At 65.3% G+C, this 25,121-nt stretch carries 22 protein-coding genes; 9 read left to right on the top strand and 13 right to left on the bottom strand.

The genetic code is table 11. The annotated features are described in order from the left end of the window. Positions 1–90: 90 nt before the first annotated feature. Positions 91–1,437: a metalloprotease PmbA gene (gene pmbA / locus P5705_RS07505; RefSeq protein WP_277460218.1), complete on the bottom strand. Its 1,347-nt coding sequence runs from the start codon at positions 1,435–1,437 to the stop codon at positions 91–93. Between the two features lie 109 nt (positions 1,438–1,546). Here pmbA and yjgA point away from each other — a divergent pair, with 109 nt between their 5' ends. Beyond that, positions 1,547–2,068: a ribosome biogenesis factor YjgA gene (yjgA, locus tag P5705_RS07500; RefSeq protein ID WP_011532405.1), complete on the top strand. Its 522-nt coding sequence runs from the start codon at positions 1,547–1,549 to the stop codon at positions 2,066–2,068. A 122-nt stretch (positions 2,069–2,190) separates the two neighbouring features. Here the strand turns inward: yjgA and tldD are convergent, their stop codons facing one another. The 8 genes from tldD to mreB all read right to left on the bottom strand — a co-directional run bounded on the left by tldD (position 2,191) and on the right by mreB (position 13,254). Next, positions 2,191–3,630, bottom strand: coding sequence for a metalloprotease TldD (tldD, locus tag P5705_RS07495; protein ID WP_213659736.1), 1,440 nt, complete (start codon positions 3,628–3,630; stop codon positions 2,191–2,193). A 2-nt stretch (positions 3,631–3,632) separates the two neighbouring features. Beyond that, positions 3,633–4,484, bottom strand: coding sequence for a carbon-nitrogen hydrolase family protein (locus tag P5705_RS07490; RefSeq protein ID WP_277460217.1), 852 nt, complete (start codon positions 4,482–4,484; stop codon positions 3,633–3,635). Between the two features lie 14 nt (positions 4,485–4,498). After that, the gene (locus P5705_RS07485) at positions 4,499–8,311 is read right to left on the bottom strand and encodes a YhdP family protein (RefSeq protein ID WP_277460216.1); all 3,813 of its coding nucleotides are present in this window, start codon (positions 8,309–8,311) and stop codon (positions 4,499–4,501) included. An 88-nt stretch (positions 8,312–8,399) separates the two neighbouring features. Further along, entirely contained in the window at positions 8,400–9,857 is a 1,458-nt protein-coding gene (gene rng / locus P5705_RS07480; protein WP_277460215.1) for a ribonuclease G, read from the bottom strand. Positions 9,858–9,911: 54 nt separating this feature from the next. Further along, positions 9,912–10,511 (bottom strand): Maf family protein, encoded by a 600-nt coding sequence (locus tag P5705_RS07475; protein ID WP_277460214.1) that lies wholly within the window; start codon positions 10,509–10,511, stop codon positions 9,912–9,914. Between the two features lie 31 nt (positions 10,512–10,542). Further along, positions 10,543–11,031, bottom strand: coding sequence for a rod shape-determining protein MreD (mreD, locus tag P5705_RS07470; RefSeq protein ID WP_213659732.1), 489 nt, complete (start codon positions 11,029–11,031; stop codon positions 10,543–10,545). After that, the gene (mreC, locus tag P5705_RS07465) at positions 11,032–12,018 is read right to left on the bottom strand and encodes a rod shape-determining protein MreC (protein ID WP_431196931.1); all 987 of its coding nucleotides are present in this window, start codon (positions 12,016–12,018) and stop codon (positions 11,032–11,034) included. 198 nt (positions 12,019–12,216) lie between these two features. Further along, the gene (mreB, locus tag P5705_RS07460) at positions 12,217–13,254 is read right to left on the bottom strand and encodes a rod shape-determining protein MreB (RefSeq protein WP_011532397.1); all 1,038 of its coding nucleotides are present in this window, start codon (positions 13,252–13,254) and stop codon (positions 12,217–12,219) included. A gap of 203 nt (positions 13,255–13,457) precedes the next feature. Here mreB and gatC point away from each other — a divergent pair, with 203 nt between their 5' ends. The 6 genes from gatC to P5705_RS07430 all read left to right on the top strand — a co-directional run bounded on the left by gatC (position 13,458) and on the right by P5705_RS07430 (position 18,667). Beyond that, the gene (gatC, locus tag P5705_RS07455; protein WP_248918826.1) at positions 13,458–13,745 is read left to right on the top strand and encodes an Asp-tRNA(Asn)/Glu-tRNA(Gln) amidotransferase subunit GatC; all 288 of its coding nucleotides are present in this window, start codon (positions 13,458–13,460) and stop codon (positions 13,743–13,745) included. A 15-nt stretch (positions 13,746–13,760) separates the two neighbouring features. After that, positions 13,761–15,212 carry an Asp-tRNA(Asn)/Glu-tRNA(Gln) amidotransferase subunit GatA gene (gene gatA / locus P5705_RS07450; protein ID WP_277460213.1) on the top strand — a complete coding sequence of 484 codons (1,452 nt, stop codon included), beginning with the start codon at positions 13,761–13,763 and terminating at the stop codon, positions 15,210–15,212. Positions 15,213–15,223: 11 nt separating this feature from the next. Then, positions 15,224–16,669, top strand: coding sequence for an Asp-tRNA(Asn)/Glu-tRNA(Gln) amidotransferase subunit GatB (gene gatB, locus P5705_RS07445; RefSeq protein WP_277460212.1), 1,446 nt, complete (start codon positions 15,224–15,226; stop codon positions 16,667–16,669). A gap of 133 nt (positions 16,670–16,802) precedes the next feature. Continuing rightward, a complete protein-coding gene (locus tag P5705_RS07440; protein ID WP_232883098.1) occupies positions 16,803–17,177 on the top strand; it encodes a septal ring lytic transglycosylase RlpA family protein in 375 nt (124 codons plus the stop codon). A 61-nt stretch (positions 17,178–17,238) separates the two neighbouring features. Then, a complete protein-coding gene (locus P5705_RS07435) occupies positions 17,239–18,282 on the top strand; it encodes a calcium/sodium antiporter (RefSeq protein WP_277460307.1) in 1,044 nt (347 codons plus the stop codon). Between the two features lie 10 nt (positions 18,283–18,292). Next, complete coding sequence (locus P5705_RS07430) at positions 18,293–18,667, top strand: carboxymuconolactone decarboxylase family protein (protein WP_277460211.1); 375 nt, start codon at positions 18,293–18,295, stop codon at positions 18,665–18,667. 98 nt (positions 18,668–18,765) lie between these two features. On the opposite strand, the gene P5705_RS07425 is transcribed toward P5705_RS07430, so the two are convergent. After that, positions 18,766–20,124: an amino acid permease gene (locus P5705_RS07425; protein ID WP_277460210.1), complete on the bottom strand. Its 1,359-nt coding sequence runs from the start codon at positions 20,122–20,124 to the stop codon at positions 18,766–18,768. Positions 20,125–20,175: 51 nt separating this feature from the next. Then, positions 20,176–21,117 carry an AEC family transporter gene (locus P5705_RS07420; protein WP_011532389.1) on the bottom strand — a complete coding sequence of 314 codons (942 nt, stop codon included), beginning with the start codon at positions 21,115–21,117 and terminating at the stop codon, positions 20,176–20,178. A gap of 189 nt (positions 21,118–21,306) precedes the next feature. Here P5705_RS07420 and P5705_RS07415 point away from each other — a divergent pair, with 189 nt between their 5' ends. Together P5705_RS07415 and P5705_RS07410 are read left to right on the top strand one after the other, a co-directional pair. Then, positions 21,307–22,938 carry a phospholipase gene (locus P5705_RS07415; RefSeq protein WP_277460209.1) on the top strand — a complete coding sequence of 544 codons (1,632 nt, stop codon included), beginning with the start codon at positions 21,307–21,309 and terminating at the stop codon, positions 22,936–22,938. Positions 22,939–22,952: 14 nt separating this feature from the next. Next, the gene (locus tag P5705_RS07410) at positions 22,953–23,141 is read left to right on the top strand and encodes a hypothetical protein (RefSeq protein WP_277460208.1); all 189 of its coding nucleotides are present in this window, start codon (positions 22,953–22,955) and stop codon (positions 23,139–23,141) included. 106 nt (positions 23,142–23,247) lie between these two features. On the opposite strand, the gene P5705_RS07405 is transcribed toward P5705_RS07410, so the two are convergent. Both P5705_RS07405 and P5705_RS07400 read right to left on the bottom strand, forming a co-directional pair. Further along, positions 23,248–23,808, bottom strand: a complete 561-nt coding sequence (locus tag P5705_RS07405; protein ID WP_194789012.1) for a response regulator transcription factor — start codon at positions 23,806–23,808, stop codon at positions 23,248–23,250. Next, positions 23,808–25,064 (bottom strand): ATP-binding protein, encoded by a 1,257-nt coding sequence (locus tag P5705_RS07400; protein WP_011532385.1) that lies wholly within the window; start codon positions 25,062–25,064, stop codon positions 23,808–23,810. The genes P5705_RS07405 and P5705_RS07400 overlap by 1 nt, the downstream gene beginning before the upstream one ends. Positions 25,065–25,121: the final 57 nt, after the last annotated feature.

Genomic DNA, 25,121 nt, shown 5'->3' with positions numbered 1-25,121 from the left:
CTGGAAACTGCGGTTCGGACCTGTTCGCCGGCAAGCCGGCTCCTACACCAACCGGTAGGAGCCGGCTCGCCGGCGAACAGGTCTTGCGTATCAACTCCCCGCGACAGTCATCCGCTCGATCAGCACCGAACCGCTGTGGATATTGCTGCGGGTTTCGATATCGCTGCCGATCGCCACAATCTGCTGGAACATATTCTTCATATTGCCGGCGATGGTCACTTCCTGAACCGGGAACTGGATCTCGCCATGCTCGACCCAGAAACCCGCCGCGCCACGGGAGTAATCCCCTGTGACCATGTTCAGGCCATGCCCCATCAACTCGGTCACCAACAGGCCACGCCCCATACGGCGGATCAGCGCGGCCTGGTCCTCTACGCCATGGGTGACGAACAAGTTGTGAACCCCGCCCGAGTTCGCGGTGCTCGGCAACTTGAGCTTGCGCCCGGAGTAAGTGCCCAGGATGTACGAAACCAGCTCACCCTTGTCGACGAACGGCTTGGCGTAGGTGGCCAGGCCATCCCCATCGAATGCTGCACTACCCAGCGCACGTGGAAGGTGTGGGCGTTCGTCGAGGGTCAGCCAGGTGGGGAACAGGCGCTGGCCAATGGTGCCCTCAAGGAACGACGACTTACGGTACAGGTTGCCGCCGGAAATCGCCGAGAGGAAGCTGCCGAACAGGCCGCCAGCCAGTTCCGCCGAGAACAGCACCGGCACCTCGCAGGTCGGTACAGGACGTGCGCCCAGCCGGCTGGCCGCACGCTGAGCCGCGCGCTGGCCGATGCTGCGCGGGTCGGCCAGCAGCTGGCCCTGGCGATTGACGTCATACCAGTAGTCACGCTGCATCTGGCCGTCGCTCTCGGCGATCATCACGCAGCTCAGGCTGTGGCGCGTGGAGGCGTAACCGCCGATGAAACCGTGGCTGTTACCGTACACCCGCACGCCCTGGTGGGTGTTGAGGGTGGTACCGTCGGCGTTTTTGATGCGCTTGTCAGCGTCGAAGGCGGCCGCCTCGCACGCCAGCGCCATCTCGATAGCCTTCTCAGGCTCGATGTCCCAGTCGTGATAGAGGTCGAGGTCCGGAATGTCACGCGCCATCAGCGCCGCATCAGCGAGGCCCGAGCACTCATCCTCGGAGGTGTGCTTGGCGATCGCCAGCGCCGCCGCGACCGTTTCGCGAATGGCGTCGGCGCCGCTGGCCGAGGTGCTGGCCGAGCCTTTGCGCTGGCCGACATAGAGGGTGATGCCAAAGCCCTGGTCGCGGTTGAACTCGACGGTCTCGACCTCGCGCTGGCGCACCGTGGTGGACAGGCCCTGCTCCAGCGATACCGCCACTTCGCAGGCACTGGCCCCCTGGCGGCGCGCCTCGGCGACGATCGCCTCGACCTGTTCCTGCAAGGCCGGCAGGTCCTTGGGGCCTACGCTCTGGACTGCACTCATGGTTCTCTCCAATGAAAATTCTGCGTACGGCTAGGGTCATTCTACGACCGGGCCGGACAAGCGGCCCCCGACTGGTTATCATGGCGGCGATTTCCTGCGGACTGCCCCCATGGTTGATTCTTACGACGACGCCTTCGATGGCGAAAAAAGCAAAACCCAGATCAAGCGCGAGTTGCATGCGCTGGTCGAACTCGGTGAGCGCCTCACCACCCTCAAGGCCGACACCCTGGCGCGCCTGCCGCTGACCGACGAGCTGCGCAAGGCCCTGGACGAGGCCTCCCGGCACACCGCCCACGGCGCCCGCAAACGCCACATGTCGTTCGTCGGCAAGCTGATGCGCGTCCAGGACCTCGACGCCATCCACGCCGTGCTCGAGCAGATCGACAGCTCCAGCCGCCAGTACAACGAGCGCTTCCACGGTCTTGAGCGCTGGCGTGACCGGCTGATCGACGGTAACGACGAAGACCTCGAACGCTTCGTCAACGAGTTCCCCGACACCGACCGCCAGCACCTGCGCTCGCTGATCCGTCATGCCCAGCACGAGAAGGCGCGGAACAAACCGCCTGCCGCCGCGCGCAAAGTGTTCAAGTACATCCGCGACCTCGACGAGACCCAGCGCGGCCTGCGTTGAGCCCTGGTTTCGGGGGCTACTACGCAACCCACCGCGGCACAAGGCCGCTCCTACAGGGAACGCGCAAGACTGTAGGAGCGGCCTTGTGCCGCGAAAGGACCGCAAAGCGGTCCCCATGACCCTCAAGCCCCGGTACCACCCACGGTAATCGCATCCAGCTTCAGGGTCGGCTGGCCAACCCCCACCGGCACCGACTGCCCATCCTTCCCGCAGGTGCCCACGCCGCTGTCCAGGGCCAGGTCATTGCCAACCATCGACACGCCGCGCATCGCTTCCGGACCATTGCCGATCAACGTCGCGCCCTTCACCGGTGCGGTGATCTTGCCGTCCTCGATCAGGTAGGCCTCGCTGGTGGAAAACACGAACTTGCCGCTGGTGATGTCCACCTGGCCACCGCCGAGGTTGGCGCAGTAGATGCCCTTCTTCACCGACGCGATGATTTCCTGCGGGTCGCTGTCGCCGGCGCGCATGTAGGTGTTGGTCATGCGTGGCATCGGCAGGTGGGCGTAGGACTCGCGGCGCCCGTTGCCGGTGACTGCCATGCCCATCAAGCGGGCGTTGAGCTTGTCCTGCATGTAGCCCTTGAGGACACCATTCTCGATCAACGTGGTGCACTCGGTCGGCGTGCCTTCGTCATCGACACTGAGCGAACCGCGACGCCCTTCCAGGGTGCCGTCGTCGACGATGGTGCACAGCTTCGAGGCCACTTGCTCGCCGATTCGCCCACTGAACGCCGAACTGCCCTTGCGGTTGAAGTCGCCTTCCAGGCCATGACCGACCGCTTCATGCAGCAACACGCCGGACCAACCTGGGCCGAGCACCACAGGCAATGTGCCAGCCGGCGCAGGAATCGCCTCGAGGTTGACCAGTGCCTGGCGCAACGCTTCACGGGCATAGCCCATGACCCGCTCCTCGGTGAAGAAACGATAGTCGGTACGCCCGCCACCGCCCTGCCCGCCGCGCTCGCGGCGACCGTTCTGCTCGACGATCACGCTGACATTGAAGCGCACCAGCGGGCGCACATCGGCGGCCAGGCTGCCGTCGGCGGCGGCCACCAGGATGCGCTCCCAGACCCCGGCCATGCTCACGCTGACCTGCTGGATGCGGGGGTCGAGAGCGCGGGTGGCGGCGTCGACGCGCTTGAGCAGCTCGACCTTTTCCGCCCGGCTGAGCACTGCGAGGGGATTGTCAGCGGCATACAGCGCAGTCACGTCCTGGCTGCGGAAGGCCTGTACCTTGCCGTTCTGCCCGGCGCGCGAGATCGAACGGGCGGCACGGGCCGCCGAGGTAAGCGCCTCGAGGTTGATCGCGTTGCTGTAGGCGAAACCGGTCTTCTCGCCGGACTGGGCACGCACGCCCACGCCCTGGTCGAGGTTGAAGCTGCCTTCCTTGACGATGCCGTCTTCCAGCGCCCAGGTTTCCGAGATCTGGCCTTGGAAATACAGGTCGGCGGCGTCGATGCCGGGGCCGGCCAACTCGCCCAGCACCGTCTGCAGGCTGTCGAGGGTCAAGCCGCCCGGGGCCAGGAGCTGCTCGCTGACGGTGGATAACATCTGGCTCATAGTCACTCCGAGGTGTGCGCAGGCCGCAAGGCGTCCTGCGAGAAAAAGCGCCGGTGGCTGACCACCGGCATGCGCGCCCGGATGGACGCTTGTTCTTCACTGTCGCGCGTGGCCAGCAATACCGCTTCGCCCCGCGCCTGTTGCGCGACGATCCGCCCCCAGGGGTCGACGATCGCCGCTTGGCCATGGGTTTCCCGCGGCCCCGGATGCACACCGCCCTGGGCGGCCGCCAGCACATAGCACTGGGTTTCGATGGCCCGTGCACGGATCAGCACTTCCCAGTGCGCCGCGCCGGTCACCGCGGTGAACGCCGCCGGCGCGCTGATCAGCTCGGCCCCGGCGGCGCGCAAGGCGCTGTACAGCTCGGGGAAGCGCAGGTCGTAGCATACCGACAAGCCGAGACGCCCGACCGGCGTATCAGCTACCACCACCTGGTCACCGTGGGCGTAGTCGTCGGATTCACGGTAGCGGCCACGGTTGTCGGCCACGTCCACATCGAACAGGTGCAGCTTGTCGTAGCGCGCGGCAATCTCGCCATGCTCGTCGACCAGCAGCGAGCAGGCATGGGCCTTGTGCTCCGGCCGGCCGACCGGCGGCAGCGGCAAGGTGCCGGCGACAATCCATAACCTGAGGTCGCGGGCCGCCTGTTTCAACCAGGGCAGGATCGGCCCTTCGCCCAGCGCCTCGGCGCGGCCGATGGCGGAGGCGTCACGCCGCCCCATGGCGGCGAAGTTCTCTGGCAGCACGGCCAGGCGCGCGCCACCGGCCGCGGCCTGTTCGAGCAAGGCCCGGGCGCGTTGCAGATTGGCCAGGATATCGTCCTGGCTGACCATCTGGATCACTGCTGAAGTCATGCCCACCCCTGCCATTACTTGTCGAATGGTTTCACAAACGTGATTTTAGGCTCTTTCACCGGCCCTTCTACGCGGTAGTGCACGCTGGCAAAGCGGGCCACGCGGTCGCCAATCAGGCGGTCGACCAGGAACAACGCGCCACCGACGGCCGGCGCGCCGATGATCAGCGCTGCCAGCGGCAGGTTGTTGGTCACCGGCAGGGTCACCAGCAGGTTGGCGTCGACCCGGTCGCGGACGAAGTCCAGAGTGCCGTCGAGCTCGAAGTTGCTCGACGGCCCCGTCACGGTAATCGGCTCGCGGGTCACATAGACCCCCTCGCTGGCCACCAGCAGGCCCTTGACCCGGTCATAGGCCAGGCCCTTGCTGAACAAGTCGGAGAAGTCCAGGCGCAGGCGGCGCCCGATGGAGTTGAAGTTGAGCAGCCCGAACACCCGCAGGGCCTGGGCGCTGCCCTCGACCTCGACGAACTGGCCGGTGCGCAGGGCGGCGTCGAGGCTGCCGGAATAACGATTGAGGCTGACCCAGGCCGGCGAACCCGGCCAGCGGCCATCGACATCCATGCGGAAATCCCGGCTGGTTACGGTGGGGGCGAAGCCCCAGGCCTTGAGCACATCGGCCAGGTTCTTGCCGTCCAGGCGGCCCTTGTACCAACTCGAGGTACTGCCGGGCTCGCCTTCCCAACCGCCACTGCCATCGATATACAGCCCCTTGAGGTCCAGGTCGATATCGGCCAGGGCCAGGCCACGCGACGCCTGGCGCAGTTTCACCGAGGCACTGCCGAACAGGTCGTCGCCGCGGTACATCTTGTCGATGGTCAGGTCCAGCGGCGGCACCTTGCGCGGGTCGACGCCGGCCAGTGGATCAGGAGCGTTTTCCGCCTGCTCCTCCGTCGTCGGGTTGGCGGGAGGCAGGCGCAAGGTCTGCAGGCGGATGGTCATCGGCGTGGCCTTGGCGTCGGGAATACGCGCATTGCCGATGACTTCCTTGCTGTCCAGGCGCAGGTCCCAGGCCTGGCCGCCACGCGCCAGGCGCACGACCGCCTGGTTGAGATCCATGCCGAAGGCCTTGAGCTGGCCGATGCTCAGGTCGACGCCCTGCAGGTTCTGTCGCGCGCTGCCGCCTGGGTCCTGCCCGGCGAAACGCTCCATCTGCTGCTGCCAGGGTGCCAGGTCCAGTGTCTCCAGGCGCCCACGCACACGCAGGCCTTGGCCATTCGGCACGCTGGCCTCACCGGCACCCAACAGCAATTCGCCACGGCCAAGGGCCAGATTGTCGGGGGGCACGGCGTAGGCGAAGCGGGCCAGGTCGGCATAGCCGACATCGAGACGCCGTTCGGGGCCTTGCAGGGTGAGGCTGAAACGGCTGTCGCGAATGTCTGCGGGCGCCTTGCCGAAGGGGGCTGGGAGATCGATGGCCAGGCCCTTGAGCGATGAATTGACAGTGATCCGGTTGTCACGGCTTCCAAGCATCACCTGCAACTGGTAGGGCAGATCGCCCGAAGCCGGCAGTGCTTGCTGGAAGTTCAGCCAATCGGTCAAAGCCTTGAGGCCGACCTGGCCGGTGGCGCTGATACGCGTCTGGATCTGCCCGCCCTGCCCTTCGGCGGCGATCTGCGCGGTGACCGGCTTGCCGAAGGCCTGCAAGGTGATGCCCTTGCCGCTGAGCCCCTTGTCGAAATCAAAGCTGAAGTCGCCCTTCAGGCGGTTCAGTTCCAGGCTCGGTGGCGCGACCTTGAGCGTTGCGTCGGCGGTCGAGAAATCCACCAGCACCTTGGGGCGCTGCCCGTGGGTCAGGGGAATATCAAGTTTGACCTTGCCTCGTAGCGGCCCCTCGCCTTCCCAACCGGCGAAGATCTCCCCCGTGCCGATGGGCGCTTCCTTGAGGATCTTCAGGCCATCGCCGAGGCTGCCATCGAAGTCGCCATCGAGATACAGGTGGCTGTGCTGGTCGCCCTCGACATGGGGAATGTCGACACTCACGTCGCTGACCTTGGTGTCGAGCAGCAGCCCTTGCCGGGCCTTGATCCGCACCCCGGTGTCCTCGATGAACACGTCGCCCTCGACCTGCTGCACCTGGGGCCAGCCCGGCTGGAAGTCCAGGGCCGCGTCGTGCACCTTGAAGAACAAGCTGATATCGCGGGCATGTGGCGGCGCGCCGTGGTTCAGCGAGCCCTGGTACTGGAAGTAACCTTCGTCGACATTGCCCTTGACGATGGCGCTGCGCAGCCATTCGTCCAGCGCCGGGCTGAGTACCTCGGGCAGGTACTTGGCGGTGTAGCGGCCATCGCCCTCGGTGAGGCCGACACGCAGGTCCATGTAGTCCTCATGGCCTGGCTCCAGGTGGATGCGGATCAGGAAGTCGGCGGCGATCTTGCCTTCGTCGCCCAACACCTTGATATAGGGGGCGACCAGGGTGAAGGCTTGCTTGTCCAGCGTCCAGGTCAGCCGCGCGTTGGCCTTGGGGTAATGCCAGGGTTTGCCGAAGATCGGGTACAGATGCAGCATGAACGCTTGAGTGTCCAGGCGCAGTTCGCCATGCCCGAGGTCACCGCTGATCGCCCCGGTGACGTTGCCGGCAGCAGGCGCGCCGTGATAGGCGTCGAAGCCAACCTTCTCCAGGTTGGCGGCGAACTGCAAACGCTGGTCGCCCTCGGCCTTCGGGCGGATGTCCAGGCGCACGTTGCGCAACGAGCCGGTCACCTTGAGGGCGTCGACCACGGTCATGAGTTTGTCGGGCAGCGGCGCCAGGGCGTCGATCAACGGGGTCAGCGGCGTCAGGTCGAGGCGATCGGCCTGCACCTGCCAGGTTTCGTCGGCAGGGTTCTGGCCCAGGCGCTGCGCCAGTTGCAGGTGGGACTCCCAGCGAGTCTGGCCAAGGCTCATGGCCAGCGAGTCGACCGCCACGTCGAAACCCTGGTCCTTGCGCTGGAACCAGGCCGACAAGGCCAGGTTGTCCAGGGTGACAGCTTTGCGCCCGGTATAGGCACCCTTGAGCTGCGGGGCATTGAGGCGAACCATCGCCTGCTGCAATTGCCCATTGTTCCAGTCGATCCAGAATTCACCGCCGGCACGCAGCGTACTGGCTTGCCACTGGCCCAGCAGGCGCGCCGGCAACCAGCGGGCCCAGTCACTTTGCGGCAGGCTCAGGTAGGCCTGCAGGCGCCCCTCGCGCCAGGCCTTGGCACTGGCCCGGCTGTCCAGGCTCATGGCCAGCGGCTGGCCGTCGGGCAAGGTAGCCCGCAGATCGAGGCGCTGGCGCGAGGCACCGGCCTGCAAACCCAGGCTGACATAGGTCAGGGTCAACGGGTCACGCTGCCACGGGCGCAGGGTGACCTGGCTGTCGAACAGGTCGATGCGCCCCAACTGGCGCAGGCGCTTGAGCGCATCGGCCGGATCGAGCGGAGCATCATCCTGGTGCGGCAGGCCTTCAAGGGCCCAAGCGCCTTGCTCGTCTTCACGCAGGATCAACTGCAAGCCTGCGAGCTGGATACGTGCCAGGCGCACTTCGCGCGCCTTGAGGCTGGCCCACAGGTCCGGCACCAGCTTGACGTCATCCAGGCGCAGCGCCGCGGCCCCCTCGCCCAGTTGCAGGTCGCGCACCCGCAGCACCGGGGCCAGGCCGCTCCAGCGCCCTTCCAGCGCGCCGACATGCACAGGCAAGCCCAAGGCCTGTTCGACCTTGAGCTCGGCGTCCGCGCGGTATTCGGCGACCAGGGGTACCAGTTGTCGCCCAAGGCTGACATACAGCGCCACCAGCACCGCCAGCAGGGCGCAGATACCCAGCCCCCAGCGGGTCAGGGCGCCCAGAACGCGGGTCAGACGTTCCATGGCCAAGGCCCTCCGAGTCGTCCCTTAACTATGGCCGGGGAATCGGGCTTTGCCAGCCCTCGTACGGGGCGACGGCCTTCAGAACGGGTCAGAGCAGCACCACATCGTATTGTTCTTGGGAGTACATCGACTCGACCTGGAAGCGAATGGTTCGCCCGATGAACGTTTCCAGTTCGGCGACATTGCCCGACTCTTCGTCGAGCAGGCGGTCGACCACCTTCTGGTTGGCCAGTACCCGATAGCCCTCGGCCTGGTAGGCGCGGGCCTCGCGCAGGATCTCACGGAAGATTTCGTAACATATTGTCTCGGGGGTCTTCAGCTTGCCCCGCCCCTGGCAGGCGGCACACGGCTCGCATAGCACCTGTTCGAGGCTTTCGCGGGTACGCTTGCGGGTCATCTGTACCAGGCCCAGCTCGGTGATGCCGATGATGTTGGTCTTGGCGTGGTCGCGCTCGAGCTGCTTCTCCAGGGTACGCAGGACCTGGCGCTGATGCTCCTCGTCCTCCATGTCGATGAAGTCGATGATGATGATCCCGCCGATGTTGCGCAGGCGCAATTGCCGGGCGATCGCGGTGGCCGCCTCGAGGTTGGTCTTGAAAATGGTCTCTTCGAGGTTGCGATGGCCGACGAAGGCACCGGTGTTGACGTCGATAGTGGTCATCGCCTCGGCCGGGTCGACCACCAGGTAGCCGCCGGACTTGAGCGGCACCTTGCGCTCCAGGGCACGCTGGATCTCGTCCTCGACCCCGTACAGGTCGAAGATCGGGCGCTCGCCGGGATAATGCTCGAGGCGATCAGCGATCTCGGGCATCAGTTCGGCGACGAACTGCGTGGTCTTCTGGAAGGTTTCCCGCGAATCGATGCGAATCTTCTCGATCTTCGGGTTGACCAGGTCGCGCAGCGTGCGCAGCGCCAGGCCAAGATCCTCGTAGATCACGGTGGGGGCGCCACAGGTGCTGATCTGCGCGCCGATCTGTTCCCACAGGCGGCGCAGGTAGCGGATGTCCTGGAGGATGTCTTCAGAGCGGGCGCCTTCGGCGGCGGTGCGCAGGATGAAGCCACCGGCATCCTTCATGTCTTCCTGGGCCATGCAGTCGTTGACCACTTGCTTGAGGCGTTCGCGCTCGGCTTCTTCCTCGATCTTCAACGAAATTCCGACATGGCTGCTGCGTGGCATGTACACGAGATAACGCGAGGGGATCGACAGCTGGGTGGTCAGGCGCGCGCCCTTGGTGCCGATCGGGTCCTTGGTGACCTGCACCACCAGCGCCTGGCCCTCGTGGACCAGCGCGGTGATGGTCTCCACCGCCGAGCCTTCGCGCTGCGAGATTTCCGAGGCATGGATGAACGCCGCGCGCTCCAGGCCGATGTCGACGAAGGCCGCCTGCATGCCCGGCAACACCCGCACCACCTTGCCCTTGTAGATATTGCCGACGATGCCGCGGCGCTGGGTCCGCTCGACGTGCACTTCCTGCAGGACGCCGTTCTCCACCACCGCCACGCGTGATTCCATCGGGGTGATGTTGATCAGGATCTCTTCACTCATGGCACGCTCTCGTCAAAGGTCTGGGGTAATGATGGATCGCAGCAAGGTGGCTGGCTAGCGCTGGGCGGCATCCTCTTGCAGTTGCCAGCAGGGGATGGCGAATTGCTCGAGCAATTCAGCCGTCTCGCTCAGGGGCAGGCCGACCACTGATGAATAACTGCCTTCGATGCCGCTGACGAACACCGCGCCCAGGCCCTGGATGGCATAGCCGCCGGCCTTGTCCTGGGGCTCGCCGCTGGCCCAGTAGCGCAGGGCCTCCTCGAAGGAGATGGTACGAAAGCGCACGGTGGTGGTGACGCAGCAGCTCAGGCTGCGCTGGCCATCGGTCACCGCCACGGCGGTCAGCACCTGGTGCTCGCGCTTGGACAGGTCGCCGAGCATGGCCAGCGCCTGCTCGCGGTTTTCGGGTTTGCCGAGGATGTTGCCATCGAGCACCACGGTAGTGTCGGCGCCCAACACCACGCCGGTGCCGTCGGTCTGGGTGAAGCCCGCCACAGCCTTGGCCTGCGCCAGGCGTTCGACGTAGGCAGCCGGCGCCTCGTCGGGTAACGGGGTTTCATCGATGGGCGCACTGACGACAACGAACGGCACGCCGATCTGGGTCAGCAGTTCACGCCGTCGTGGCGAACCGGAGGCCAGGTACAACTGGGGCATGTAGACATCTCCTTGTCAGTGGCGGCGGCCGTCAGTGGATATGCAGGCGCAGGCGCAGGCCGCGCAAGGCAAAGCTGATCCACGGCCAGAGCAAGGCGCTGATCACCGCAGGCCAGACCAGCGCCAGCGTTGGCAGGCGATTGCCGGTCAGGGCGCTCAGCCACAGCTGGATCAGCTGGGCGATGCCGAAGATCACCAGGATCACCAGGCTCTGCTGCCACATGGGGAACATACGCAAGCGTTGCTGCAACGACAGCACGAGGAAAGTGATGAGCGTGAGAATCAGGGCGTTCTGCCCCAGCAGGGTGCCGTACAGCACATCCTCGGCCAGGCCGAGCACGAAGGCGGTGGTCATGCCGACCTTGCTGGGCACGGCCAAGGTCCAGAACGCCAGCAGCAAGGCCAGCCACATGGGCCGGAACACTTCCATGAACTGCGGCATGGGCGAAACGCTGAGCAACAGGCCGATGGCGAACGTCACCCAGATGACCCAGCCGTTTCTGCTACGGGTGCTGGCCATTCATTGTCTCCGGGGTTGAGCGGGCGCGGCAGGCGGATGGGCCGGTGCGGCGGGCGTCGTGACGGGTGCCGCAGGCACGGTCTGGCTGGCCGGGGCCGGCGTCGCCGGGGTGGCGGGCGGCTGGCCATGGTTGGCCCCTTGACGGTCGGCTTCTTCCTGGGCGATCGCCGCTTCGGTGGCGCGCTCTTCCGGCGTACGCCGGTCGCTGAACACCAGCAGCATGTAGCGACTGCGGTTGAGCGCGGCGGTGGGGATGGCGCGGACGATGGCGAATGGCTGGCCGGAATCGTGGATCACTTCGTTGACCGTGGCCACCGGGTAACCGGCCGGGAAGCGCTGGCCCATGCCGGAGCTCACCAGCAGGTCGCCTTCCTTGACGTCGGCAGTGTCGGCCACATGGCGCAGTTCCAGGCGCTCCGGGTTGCCGGTGCCGCTGGCGATGGCGCGCAGGCCGTTGCGGTTGACCTGCACCGGAATGCTGTGGGTGGTGTCGGTCAGCAGCAGCACGCGCGAGGTATACGGCATCAGCTCGACCACCTGCCCCATCAGGCCCCGGGCATCGAGCACCGGCTGGCCGAGGAACACGCCGTCGCGCTCGCCCTTGTTGATCAGGATGCGGTGGGTGAACGGGTTGGGGTCGACGCCGATCAGCTCGGCGACCTCGACCTTCTCGTTGACCAGCGCCGAAGAGTTGAGCAGCTCGCGCAGGCGCACGTTCTGCTCGGTCAGGGCCGCCAGCTTCTGCAGCCGCCCTTGCAGCAGCAAGGCTTCGGTCTTGAGCTTCTCGTTTTCGGCGATCAGCTCGGTGCGGCTGCCAAACTGGCCCGCCACGCCCTGCCACGCACGCTGGGGCAAGTCGGTGATCCAGTAGGATTCCATCAACACCAGGCCCATCTGGCTGCGCACGGGCTTGAGCAGGTCGAAGCGCGAGTCGACCACCATCAGCGCGACCGACAGCACCACCAGCACGAGCAGGCGAACGCCCAGCGAAGGGCCCTTGGAGAAAAGCGGTTTAATGGGCCGTTCCTCGTGGACGACGATTCAGGAGGTCATGGGACATGGGGCAACGCACCGGCCTGCTTGCGGGTTGACGGAAACGACGCCCGAACGGGCGCCAGCACAGCGCATACAGGTAGCACTGTGCGTGCTACCTGTAAACCTGGATGCTTGCTGCAGCGCCTGCGATCACTCGCTGGAGAGCAGGTCCATGGCGTGCTTGTCCATCATCTCCAGCGCACGGCCGCCACCGCGGGCGACGCAGGTCAGCGGGTCTTCGGCGACGATCACCGGCAGGCCGGTTTCCTGGGCCAGCAGCTTGTCCAGATCGCGCAGCAACGCGCCACCACCGGTCAGCACCAGGCCGCGCTCGGCGATGTCCGAGGCCAGCTCCGGCGGCGACTGCTCAAGGGCGCTCTTGACCGCCTGGACGATGGTCGCCAGCGATTCCTGCAGCGCTTCGAGCACTTCGTTGGAGTTCAGGGTGAAGGCACGCGGTACGCCCTCAGCCAGGTTGCGGCCACGAACGTCGACTTCACGCACTTCACCGCCTGGATAAGCGGTACCGATTTCCTGCTTGATACGCTCGGCGGTGGATTCGCCGATCAGGCTGCCGTAGTTGCGACGCACGTAGGTGACGATGGCTTCGTCGAAGCGGTCGCCGCCGACGCGGACGGACTCGGCGTAGACCACGCCGTTCAGCGAGATCAGCGCGATTTCGGTGGTACCGCCACCAATGTCGACGACCATCGAGCCGCGGGCTTCCTCAACCGGAAGACCGGCACCGATGGCGGCGGCCATGGGCTCTTCGATCAGGAATACTTCGCGGGCACCGGCACCGAGGGCCGATTCGCGGATGGCACGACGCTCGACCTGGGTCGATTTGCAGGGTACGCAGATCAGCACACGGGGGCTGGGCTGCAGGAAGCTGTTTTCGTGCACCTTGTTGATGAAGTACTGCAGCATCTTTTCGCAGACGCTGAAGTCGGCGATCACGCCGTCCTTCATCGGACGAATGGCAGCGATGTTGCCTGGAGTACGGCCGAGCATGCGCTTGGCTTCGGTCCCGACTGCGACGACGCTTTTCTGGGTGCCATGGGTACGGATGGCAACCACCGAGGGCTCATTCAGGACGATACCGCGCTCACGCACGTAAATAAGGGTGTTGGCAGTACCCAGGTCGATGGACAGATCGCTGGAAAACATGCCACGCAGTTTCTTGAACATGGGAAAGTGACCCTGGGGAAAGCGTGGGTAAAAAAGTGCGGCAAACTCTAACAATGGCAGGGATTTTGGGCAAGGAGCCAATATGTTAAATTGGCTGTTTTTCCGAGCATGCCTGCCGATGATCGCGGCCCTTTGACCGCCAGAATCCTGACATGTTCCTCATTTGCGGACCCATTCCGCATTTCGTTTCCCTGGAGATCCCCATGGCGCTTCAACGCTCCGACGTGGAAAAGATCGCCCATCTGGCCCGCCTGGGCCTGAATGAAGGCGAACTGCCACGCATTACCGACGCCTTGAACAGTATTCTCGGGCTGGTCGACCAGATGCAAGCCGTCGACACCAGCGGTATCGAGCCTCTGGCCCACCCGCTGGAGACCACCCAGCGTCTGCGTCCCGACCAGGTCACCGAAAGCAACCAGCGCGACCGCTACCAGGCCGTCGCGCCGTCGACCGAGAACGGCCTGTATCTCGTACCGAAAGTCATCGATTAAGGGAAAGCGCCTGCCATGCATCAATTGACCCTGGCCGAGATCGCCCGCGGACTCGCCGACAAGTCGTTCTCCTCGGAAGAACTGACCGGCGCACTGCTGTCGCGCATCAAGCAGCTCGACCCGCAACTCAACAGTTTCATCACCGTCACCGAAGAACAGGCCCTGCACCAGGCCCGCGCCGCCGATGCCCGACGCGCCGCCGGCGAGACCGGCGCGCTGCTCGGCGCGCCGATCGCCCACAAGGACCTGTTCTGCACCAACGGCGTACGCACCAGCTGCGGCTCGAAGATGCTCGACAACTTCACCGCACCCTACGACGCCACCGTGGTCGCCAAGCTGGCCGAAGCCGGCATGGTCACCCTGGGCAAGACGAACATGGACGAATTCGCCATGGGCTCGGCCAACGAGTCCAGCCACTACGGCGCGGTGAAGAACCCGTGGAACCTCGAGCACGTGCCGGGCGGTTCGTCCGGTGGCTCGGCCGCCGCCGTGGCCGCGCGCCTGCTGCCGGCCACCACCGGCACCGACACCGGCGGCTCGATCCGCCAGCCGGCGGCGCTGACCAACCTCACCGGCCTGAAACCGACCTACGGTCGCGTTTCGCGCTGGGGCATGATCGCCTACGCCTCGAGCCTCGACCAGGGCGGCCCGCTGGCCCGCACCGCCGAAGACTGCGCCCTGCTGCTGCAAGGCATGGCTGGCTTCGACAGCAAGGACTCGACCTCGGTCGACGAGCCCGTACCGAACTTCAGTGCCGACCTCAATGCCTCGCTGCAGGGCCTGCGCATCGGCCTGCCGAAAGAGTACTTCGGCGCCGGTCTCGACCCGCGCATCGCAGCGCTGGTCCAGGCCAGCGTCAAGGAGCTGGAAAAGCTCGGCGCGGTGGTCAAGGAAATCAGCCTGCCGAACATGCAGCACGCCATCCCGGCGTACTACGTGATCGCCCCCGCGGAGGCCTCCTCCAACCTGTCGCGTTTCGACGGCGTGCGCTTCGGCCACCGCTGCGCGGACCCGAAAGACCTGACCGACCTGTACAAGCGCTCCCGTGGCGAAGGTTTCGGCGTTGAAGTGCAGCGCCGCATCATGGTCGGCACCTACGCCCTGTCGGCCGGCTACTACGACGCTTACTACGTCAAGGCGCAGCAGATCCGCCGCCTGATCAAGAACGACTTCGTGGCCGCGTTCAACGATGTCGACGTGATCCTCGGCCCGACCACCCCCAACCCGGCCTGGAAGCTCGGCGCCAAGAGCGCCGACCCGGTCGCCGCGTACCTGGAAGACGTCTACACCATCACCGCCAACCTGGCGGGCCTGCCGGGCCTGTCGATGCCGGCCGGCTTCGTCGATGGCCTGCCGGTGGGCGTGCAACTGCTGGCCCCGTATTTCCAGGAAGGCCGCCTGCTCAACGTCGCGCACCGTTACCAGCAAGTCACCGACTGGCACACCCGCGCCCCTAACGGCTTCTGAGGAGTTCACACATGCAATGGGAAGTTGTGATCGGGCTGGAGATTCATACCCAGCTCGCCACCCAGTCGAAGATCTTCTCCGGCAGCGCCACCACCTTCGGTTCCGAACCGAACACCCAGGCCAGCCTGGTCGACCTGGGGATGCCTGGCGTGCTGCCAGTGCTCAACCAGGAAGCCGTGCGCATGGCGTGCATGTTCGGCCTGGCGATCGACGCCGAAATCGGGCCGCGCAACGTGTTCGCGCGCAAGAACTACTTCTACCCCGACCTGCCCAAGGGCTACCAGATCAGCCAGATGGACCTGCCGATCGTCGGCAAGGGCCACCTGGACATCGCCCTGGAAGACGGCACGATCAAGCGCATCGGCGTGACCCGCGCGCACCTTGAAGAGGATGCCGGCAAGAGCCTGCACGAAGACTTCAACGGCGCCACCGGCATCGACCTGAACCGTGCCGGCACCCCGCTGCTGGAAATCGTCTCCGAGCCGGACATGCGCAGCGCCAAGGAAGCCGTGGCCTACGTCAAGGCGATCCACGCCCTGGTGCGTTACCTGGGCATCTGCGACGGCAACATGGCCGAAGGTTCGCTGCGTTGCGACTGCAACGTCTCGATCCGCCCCAAAGGCCAGACCGAATTCGGCACCCGCTGCGAGATCAAGAACGTCAACTCGTTCCGCTTCATCGAGCGCGCGATCAACAGCGAGATCCAGCGCCAGATCGACCTGATCGAGGACGGCGGCAAGGTGGTGCAGGAAACCCGCCTGTACGACCCGAACAAGGACGAGACTCGCTCCATGCGCAGCAAGGAGGAAGCCAACGACTACCGTTACTTCCCCGACCCGGACCTGCTGCCGGTGGTCATCGAGCAAAGCTTCCTCGACAGCGTGCGCGCCGCCCTGCCGGAGCTGCCACCGCAGAAAGTCGAGCGCTTCCAGAGCCAGTATGGCCTGTCCCCGTACGACGCCAACGTGCTGGCTTCCAGCCGCGAACAGGCCGACTACTTCGAGCAGGTGGTCAGCATCGGCGGCGACGCCAAGCTGGCGGCCAACTGGGTCATGGTCGAGCTGGGCAGCCTGCTGAACAAGCTGGGCGTCGAGATCGACCAGTCGCCGGTCAGCGCGGAACAACTCGGTGGCATGCTGCTGCGCATCCGCGACAACACCATCAGCGGCAAGATCGCCAAGACCGTGTTCGAGGCCATGGCCGCCGGTGAAGGCGACGCCGACAGCATCATCGAAAGCAAGGGCCTCAAGCAGGTCACCGACACCGGTGCGATCGACAAGATGCTCGACGAGATGCTCGCCGCCAACGCTGAGCAAGTCGAACAGTACCGCGCCGCTGATGAAGCCAAGCGCGGCAAGATGTTCGGTTTCTTCGTCGGCCAGGCGATGAAGGCGTCGAAGGGCAAGGCCAACCCGGGGCAAGTGAACCAATTGCTCAAGGCCAAGCTCGAAGGGTGATCTGAAAAGCGGCGAGGGCTTTGCCCTCGATCGCGGATGAATCCGCTCCTACACAGTTGATGACGCCATACCTGTAGGAGCGGATTCATCCGCGATGGGCCGCACAGCGGCCCCATTTTGCGGAGCATCCGAATTGCTGAAGCGTTCCCTCACCACTCTCACCCTCTTCTCCCTCCTGGCCGGCTGCGCCAGCCACGACATCGACCCCCGCGGTTACAACGAAACCGGTACCGCCTCCTACTACGGCTCACGCCACCACGGCAAACGCACCGCCAGCGGCGAACCCTTCAACCAGCACGGCCTCACCGCTGCCCACCGCAGCCTGCCTTTCGGCAGCCGCGTACTGGTCACCAATCTCGCCAACCAGCGCAGCGTCGTGGTCCGTATCAACGACCGAGGGCCCCACACCCGTGGCCGGCTGATCGACCTGTCGCGCGCAGCCGCGGAAAAAATCGGCATGCTCCGTAGCGGAACGGCGCGAGTCCGGGTACAAGGTCTGAGCGATTGACCTGACTGGAGCCCTCGCCATTTTCGACCTGGCCACCCTCCCCACCTTCAGCCTCCTGCAACTGGGCCTGGGCCTGGTGCTGCTGATCATCGGCGCCGAACTGCTGGTGCGCGCTGCCCTGCGCCTGGCCACCCGCCTGCATGTGCGCCCGCTGATCATCGGCCTGAGCCTGGTGGCCTTCGGCAGTACCGCGCCACAATTGACCGTGAGCCTGCAGGCCGCCTATCAAGGCGCCCCGGACGTCGCGGTGGGCAGCGTGGTCGGCAGCAACATCTTCAACGTGCTGGTGATTCTCGGCCTGGCGGCGCTGATCATCCCCCTGCGCGTTTCCCGCCAGCTGGTGCGCCTGGACATCCCGCTGATGATCGCAGCCAGCGGTCTGGTCTACCTGCTGGCCGGCAACGGCACGCTGGGGCGTGTCGAAGGGCTGGTGCTGCTGCTCGGATTACTGGGCTACCTGCTCATGCTCTGGCACCAGTCGCGCCACTATGCCCGTACCTATCCGGCACCCAGTGCGGTCCATACGAGCGCCGGACGCTTCTGGAGCGGCGCGCTGCTGCAGATCGCCCTGGGGCTCGGCCTTCTGAGCCTGGCCGGCCACCTGCTGCTGGAGGCCGCCGTGGAAGTGGCAACCGACCTGGGGTTGTCCGAGCGGGTCATCGGCCTGACCGTGGTCGCCGTGTGCACCTCGCTGCCGGAGCTGGCCGCCGCCTTGATCGCCGCCCTGCGTGGCGAGCGGGAAATCGCGGTGGGTACGGTGATCGGCAGCAACCTGTTCAACCTGCTGGCGGTGCTGGGGCTGACTGCGCTGGTCACGCCCGAGCCGCTGTCGATCTCGCCCAATGCGCTGGACTTCGACCTACCCGTGATGCTCGGCGTAGCAGCACTTTGCCTGCCGGTGTTCTACTCCGGCTACCGGGTCACCCGTGCCGAAGGCCTGGTGTTCCTCTGCCTTTACCTGGCCTATGGCCTGCATGTGGTGGCCTTCACCACCGGCATGCCGCTGGCCGGCCGCCTTGAACGACTGATGCTGTTCTATGTGATGCCCGTGCTCGGGATCGTGCTGCTGTACACCACGGCCCGTGCCTGGCGCCGCCAACACTAAGGAAAACAACATGGCTGACACGAAACAGGCCGGTGAAAGCATTCGCCGCCAGGTGATGGGGGATGCGTTCGTCGACCGCGCCCTGGGCAACGCGACCGCGTTCACCCAGCCCCTGCAGGACTTCGTCAACGAGCATGCCTGGGGCAGCGTCTGGTCGCGTGAGGGGTTGCCGCTAAAGACCCGCAGCCTGATCACCCTGGCCACGTTGACCGCGCTCAAGTGCCCGCAGGAGCTCAAGGGGCATGTGCGTGGGGCGCTGAACAATGGCTGCACGGTGGAAGAGATTCGCGAGGCGCTGCTGCACTGTGCGGTATATGCCGGTGTGCCGGCGGCGATCGATGCATTCCGTGCCGCGCAGGAAGTGATCGACAGTTACGAAGGCTGAGTGACCAGCGGCCCTTTCGCCGGCAAGCCGGCCCCTACAGATATTGCACGCTCTCTGTAGGAGCCGGCTTGCCGGCGAAAGGGCCTGCACTGGCTACATCACTGGGCCTGGCGCGCCTTCTTCATCTTGAACGCCACCCACAACACCGCGATCCACGCCGGAATCAGCATCACCGAGATGCGGATCGGCGGCGTCAGGTACATCACCACCAGAATCAGCACGATGAACGCCAGGCACAGGTAGTTGGTCAGCGGGTGCCCCCAGCTGCGGTAGAACGGCGTGATACCGGCCGCCAGCTTGGCTTTGCGGAACTTCAGGTGGGTGATGCTGATGCTCGCCCAGTTGATCACCAGCGCCGACACCGCCAACGCCATCAGCAGGCCGAACGCCTCGCCCGGCATGAGGTAGTTGATCACCACGCATAGGCCGGTGGCGAACGCAGAAACACCCAATGCGGTAAGCGGCACACCACGGCGGCTGACCTTGAGCAACTGACGCGGCGCATCACCTTGCGTAGCCAGGCCGAACAGCATGCGGCTGTTGGCGTACACGCAACTGTTGTAGACCGACAGCGCCGCCGTCAACACCACGATGTTGAGGATGGTCGCGACCAGGTCGCTGTCCAGCTCGTGGAAGATCATCACGAACGGGCTGCCGCCCTGTACCACCTTCTGCCACGGGTACAGCGACAACAGCACCGCCAGCGCGCCGATGTAGAAGATCAGGATGCGGTAGACCACCTGGTTGGTGGCTTTGGGGATGCTTTCACGCGGGTTGGCGGCTTCGGCGGCGGTGATGCCCACCAGCTCCAGGCCACCAAACGAGAACATGATCACCGCCAAGGCCATGACCAGACCCGTCACGCCATTGGGGAAGAAGCCACCGTACTGCCAGAGGTTGGCGACGCTGGCATCCGGGCCACCGTGGCCGCTGGTCAGCAGCCAGGCACCGAAGCCGATCATGCTGACGATGGCCACCACCTTGACCAGGGCGAACCAGAACTCCATTTCACCGTACACCTTCACCTGGGTCAGGTTGATGGCGTTGATGGCCACGAAGAAGATCGCCGCCGTGGCCCAGGTGGGGAAATCCGGCCACCAGTACTGCACGTAGATGCCCACCGCGGTGAGCTCGGCCATACCGACCAGCACGTACACCACCCAGTAGTTCCAGCCCGAAACGAAGCCTGCGAACTCGCTCCAGTACTGGTGGGCGAAGTGGCTGAAGCTGCCGGCGACCGGCTCCTCGACCACCATCTCGCCCAGCTGGCGCATGATCAGGAAAGCCATCAGGCCGGCGACGGCATAGCCCAGCAGCACCGAGGGGCCGGCCAGCTGGATGGTCTGGGCGATGCCCAGGAACAATCCGGTGCCGATGGCGCCACCCAGCGCGATCAGCTGGATATGGCGATTCTTCAGCCCGCGTTGCAACTGCTCGGGCGTGCTCTGGTCTTGCATGAAGTGTCCTTTCAATGAGGCCGTATTGTTAGTGTTGCTTGCTGTCATGGGCTAGATCCATCCACCCCATTGCAAGAAGAAGATACCGATGTTCGTGGTGATCGCCGCCATCAAGGTGGTGATCACGATGATCGACGCCGCCAGTTCGTGGTTGCCATTGGCCGCCCGCGCCATCACATAACTGGCCGCCGCGGTGGGGCTGCCGATGTAGAGGAACAGGATGCCCAGCTCCGCGCCGCGAAAACCGCACAGCCAGGCGCCCAGCGTCCCCAGCAGTGGCAGCCAGACCATTTTCACCAGGCTGACGTCGAACGCCAGCCGGCCACTGTCGCGCAGCGCCGCCATCGACAAGGTGCCACCGATGCAGATCAGCGCCAGCGGCAGGGTCATCTGCGCCAAATAGTCACCTGAAGTAAGCAGCCAGTTGGGCAGCGGCACCTGGCCATAAGCCATGGGCGTGGCCAGCAGCACGCTGATGATCAACGGGTTGCTGAGGATGCTCTTGCAGATGCTCCACGGGTCGGACTTCAGGTCCGGGCTGTACACCGCCAGTACCACGGCCGACAGCGAGTTGTACATGAGGATCACCAGCCCGGCCAGTACCGCGCCGAGGGATATACCGTAGTCGCCATACAAGCTGGCCGCCAGTGCCAGGCCGATCACGCCATTGTTGCCGCGAAACGCGCCCTGGGTGTAGATGCCCCGGTCCGCCGGCGGGCAGCGCCAGATCGCCAGGCACCAGGCCAGGCCGAAGCACACCAGCGTGGCGGCGATGAAGTAGAGGATCACCCCGGGCTTTACCGCCGTCGCCAGGTCGGCGTGGTAGATGCCGAGGAACAGCAGTGCCGGCATGCACACATTGAACACCAGCGTCGAGGCGACCTTGTTGAAGTTGTCGTCGATCAGGCGGATGCGCTTGAGCAGCACGCCCATGAACAGCATGGCGAACACAGGTGCCGTGATGTTCAGTGTCTGGATGAGAAGGGCGAGCATGCAGCGCGATCCTGAGGGTATTCGTCAGGGGAGCAATCATACGTCAGTGCCAGGGGCTTGCGCCCGCCGCAGGTGCCGGTTACCCGCACAAACAGACCTTGACGTAGGAAAATTCCTGCATATGATGAAAATCACTGTATATGCATACAGTATAAAAATGGATAATCCAGACCTTGCAAGGAGCAAATCATGTCAGGCATGCAAACCCCGCCTGCGGCCATTCAGGCCCAGGCCAGCCTGGTGGTCGCCGACCTCGACCAGTTGTTCGACACTCAGGGCGTTGCCCTGCCTGGGGCGGACAGCCACCTTGTGCTGGTGATGCACGGGCATCACACACTCAAGTACCACCGTTTTGCCGTACCGCCCGCGCCCCCCAAGCGTGGCCCGGAACTGTTCTTCGAAGGCGCAGAACATACCGCCATCGGCGACAACACCCTGCTGCGCTTCGAGGCCGGGCAGGCAGCTATCCCTGCCCATCAGTCGCCGCTGCCGCTGCCCAATGGCCTGAGCCTGACCTACGGCCAGGTGATCGCCCTGGGCGGTGACTTCTACGGCGTGCCCGAACGCCCGATCGCCGATGGTGCCAACGAGGCCGAGCGCCTCGAACGCTTCACCCAGGCGTTCGACGCCCTCGCTCGCCTGCCTGCGGCGAAAAGCGAAGCCGAGTCGATCCTGGCCGTCATGCAGGAAGAAATCAGCGCCGCCAACCAGGCCATCAAGGATGGCCGCCAGCCCCACGAAGCCTACGACGCGCTGGGCGACACACTGTCAGCACGCTGGAACCGCATCACCGGCGGCGGCAGCTTCGCCTCCGACCTGTTCCCTCTGGGCCGCTACCTGAAACTGGCCGCCAGCAACTGGGACCATTTCGGCCCCTGGGCCCTGCTGGCCTACCAGGCCGGTCACGCCTGTGCCCTGCAGCAAGCCGTGAAGGCACGCGCCAGCGGCAACGAGCGCGACCTGCAACTGGCCTATGCGATGAACGCCTTCGCCGACCACTTCCTCACCGACCTGTTCTCCGCTGGCCACCTGCGGGTGCCGCGCAAGGCACTGGCCGACACCGTCACCCCCAGCGACGTCGGCTCGCTGATCGCGCGCTTCATGCACGACGAGGACAGCAAGTACGGCCTGGCCGTGCGCAACGCCGAGGGCGAGCAATGGCGCGCCTATGGCGACAAGCGCTACTTCGACACGGTCGACGTGACCAACCGTCGCCAGGTCGGGCGGGCGGTGCAGCGCTCGGCCGATGAAGTGTTCCAGGCCTTCGTCGATGGCCGCGTGCCGCAGGCCAAGGACTACGCCGCCCTGCGCCTGGTGCCGGACCTGCGCGCCGCCGAGCAGGACCTGATGCCCGGCAACTTCGCCCCGCTGTACTTCCACGACGGCAAGACCGTGTTGCGACGCAAGGACGTCAACAACCTCAACGACCGCAACCGCACCGCCGACTGGTGGGGCTGGAGCACCTACCTGCTGCTCAAGGACTACAAACCAAACAAGCCCACGGGCTTCATCGAGGCACCCACCAGCTCACCGGCGATCGTCGCCAATGGCTGGCAGCGCCGCGAACCCGATGGCCTCAACTGGCAGCGTGGCAATGCCGTGCGTTACGCCTTCAGCGTGACCGAACAGTTCAACGAGTCCTACATCGGCCCGTGGAGCACCTATGCCGAACTGACCGACCAGTTCCACCCGACCGTGCAGGTGCCGGTGGACGGCAAGCAGCGCGGGCGCAACCTGTTCCGCCAGTTCCGCGGTGGCTCGCCGGAGCTGATCGCCAGCCTGGATGGCAAGGCAACTACATATATCGATCGCAACGCGTGACAAGGAGGTCACAGATGAACATCAGGATCAAACTGGAGCTGGCTTCGGGCCAGTCGTTGGAAGGCATGCCGCTGGAGCTGCTGCGGGCGGGCAAGGTGATTGGCCGGACCAAGGTGCCGGCGGGAGGGCAGGTAGCGTTCGAGGCACCGGCGGGTACCGGACAGTTAGCGGTGCGCGTTGACCGGTCGGGGGTGAAAGCCTGATAGAAGGCAGGGCCGCCTGGCGGCCCTTTCGCCGGCAAGCCGGCTCCTGTACGTAATCGTCAAAACGACCAAATATCACGTAGGAGCCGGCTTGCCGGCGAACCCGTCAGCGACGAACCGGGCGCTTCTGCAACTTGCGCTGCAGGGTGCGTCGGTGCATCCCCAGCGCCCGCGCCGTGGCAGAGATATTGCCTTCGTGCTCACCCAGCACACGCTGGATATGCTCCCACTGCAGGCGATCCACCGACATCGGGTTTTCCGGTACCAGCGTGTCCAGGTCGGTGTGCTCCGAAAGCAGCGCCGCCAGCACGTCATCGGCGTCGGCCGGCTTGCACAGGTAGTTGCAGGCACCACGCTTGACCGCCTCGACCGCCGTGGCGATGCTCGAGTAGCCGGTCAGGATCACCACGCGCATCTCCGGGTCCAGCTCCAGCAGCTTGGGCAGCAGCACCAGGCCCGAGTCGCCTTCCATCTTCAGGTCCAGCGTGGCGTAGTCCGGCAGGTCCTGCTCGGCCAGCTTCAAGCCCTCTTCGGCGGAACCCGCGGTGCTCACGCGGAACCCGCGACGGGCCATGGCTCGCGCCATCACCCGGGTAAAGGTGGCGTCGTCATCCACCAGCAGCAGGTGCGGCAGCTCTTCGCCTTCAACCTGGTTTTCTTCGCTCATCATGCATCTCCTCGCTTGCCATGGGGCAGGCGCAATTCGGTCAGGGTGCCACCCTGCTCATGACTATAGAGTTTCACCGAACCGCCCGCACGCGTCACGCTGGCCTTGCTCAAGAACAGGCCCAGGCCGAAGCCTTTGCCCTTGGTGGTAATGAAAGGTTTGCCGATGGCTTCGGCGATGGCCGGCGGTACGCCCGGGCCGTGATCGCGGATGCTGATGACGATGTCGTGGGCGTCCCAGTCGAGGCGCACTTCCAGATCGTCGGGGCACGCATCGGCGGCATTGTTCAGCAGGTTCAGCAGGGCCTGGGTCAGGTCCGGTGGCGGCGTCAGCCGCGGCACCACGCCGTCGCGCAGGCGCTGGAAGCGGTAGCTGGCTTCAGGGCGCATCAGGTGCCAGCGATTGAGCGCTTCGTCGAGCCAGGCGGTGACGTCCTGCTCGACGATGGCCAGGCGCCGGTTGGCCTCGGCGGCGCGCACCAGTTGCTGCAGGGTTTCCTTGCACAGCTTGACCTGGTCCTGAAGGATCTGCAGGTCTTCCTGCAACAGGGGGTCGGCGTGGTCCTGGCGCATCTCGTTGAGCAGCACGCTCATGGTCGCCAGCGGGGTGCCCAGCTCATGGGCAGCGCCGGCGGCCTGGGTGGCCACGGCCAGCAACTGTTCGTCGCGCAGGCTTTCTTCACGCCGCTCGGCGCGCAGGTTTTCCTGCTGGCGCAGTTCCTCGGCCATGCGCGCGGCGAAGAAGGTAATCACCCCCGCCGCCAGGGCAATGCTCAGCCACATGCCGTAGACCTGCATGGTGTCGCGCGCCAGTGGCAGCGTTTCCAGCGGGTAGTACTGCACCAGCAACAGGCTGTAGGCCACCAGCGCGATACCCGAAAGCACCAGCGAATAGATCCACGGCAGCGTGACCGCGGCAATTGCCAGCGGCACCAGGTAATAAGAGACGAAGGGGTTGGTCGAGCCGCCCGAGTAATACAGCAGGGCACTGTGGATCAGCAGGTCACAGGCCAGCTGCAGGGCGTATTCGAGCTCGGTGACCGGCAACGACAGGCGCAGGCGCAGGGCGGTGAAGGCACACAGCAGTGACGACAGGGCCAGGGTCACCGCCAGCGAGAACCACGGCAGGGGCAGCAGTTCGGTCCAGTAGGCCACGCCCACCGAACCGGCCTGGGCCGCCAGGACGAGGATGCGAATGAAGGTCAGGCGCCAGAGGTTCTGGCGTGTAGCGGACAGCGGATGTGCGGCGGCGAGCATGAGCTCTCCCGATGAGTGCTCCAGGAAAATCGGCTGGAGTATACCGAAGCCAGGCGC

Origin of the sequence: Pseudomonas entomophila (assembly GCF_029478665.1) — a bacterium.
GTDB lineage: Bacteria > Pseudomonadota > Gammaproteobacteria > Pseudomonadales > Pseudomonadaceae > Aquipseudomonas > Aquipseudomonas entomophila_F.
The sequence above is the reverse complement of the archived record's forward strand: the minus strand, read 5'-3'. Positions and strand labels throughout refer to the sequence as shown.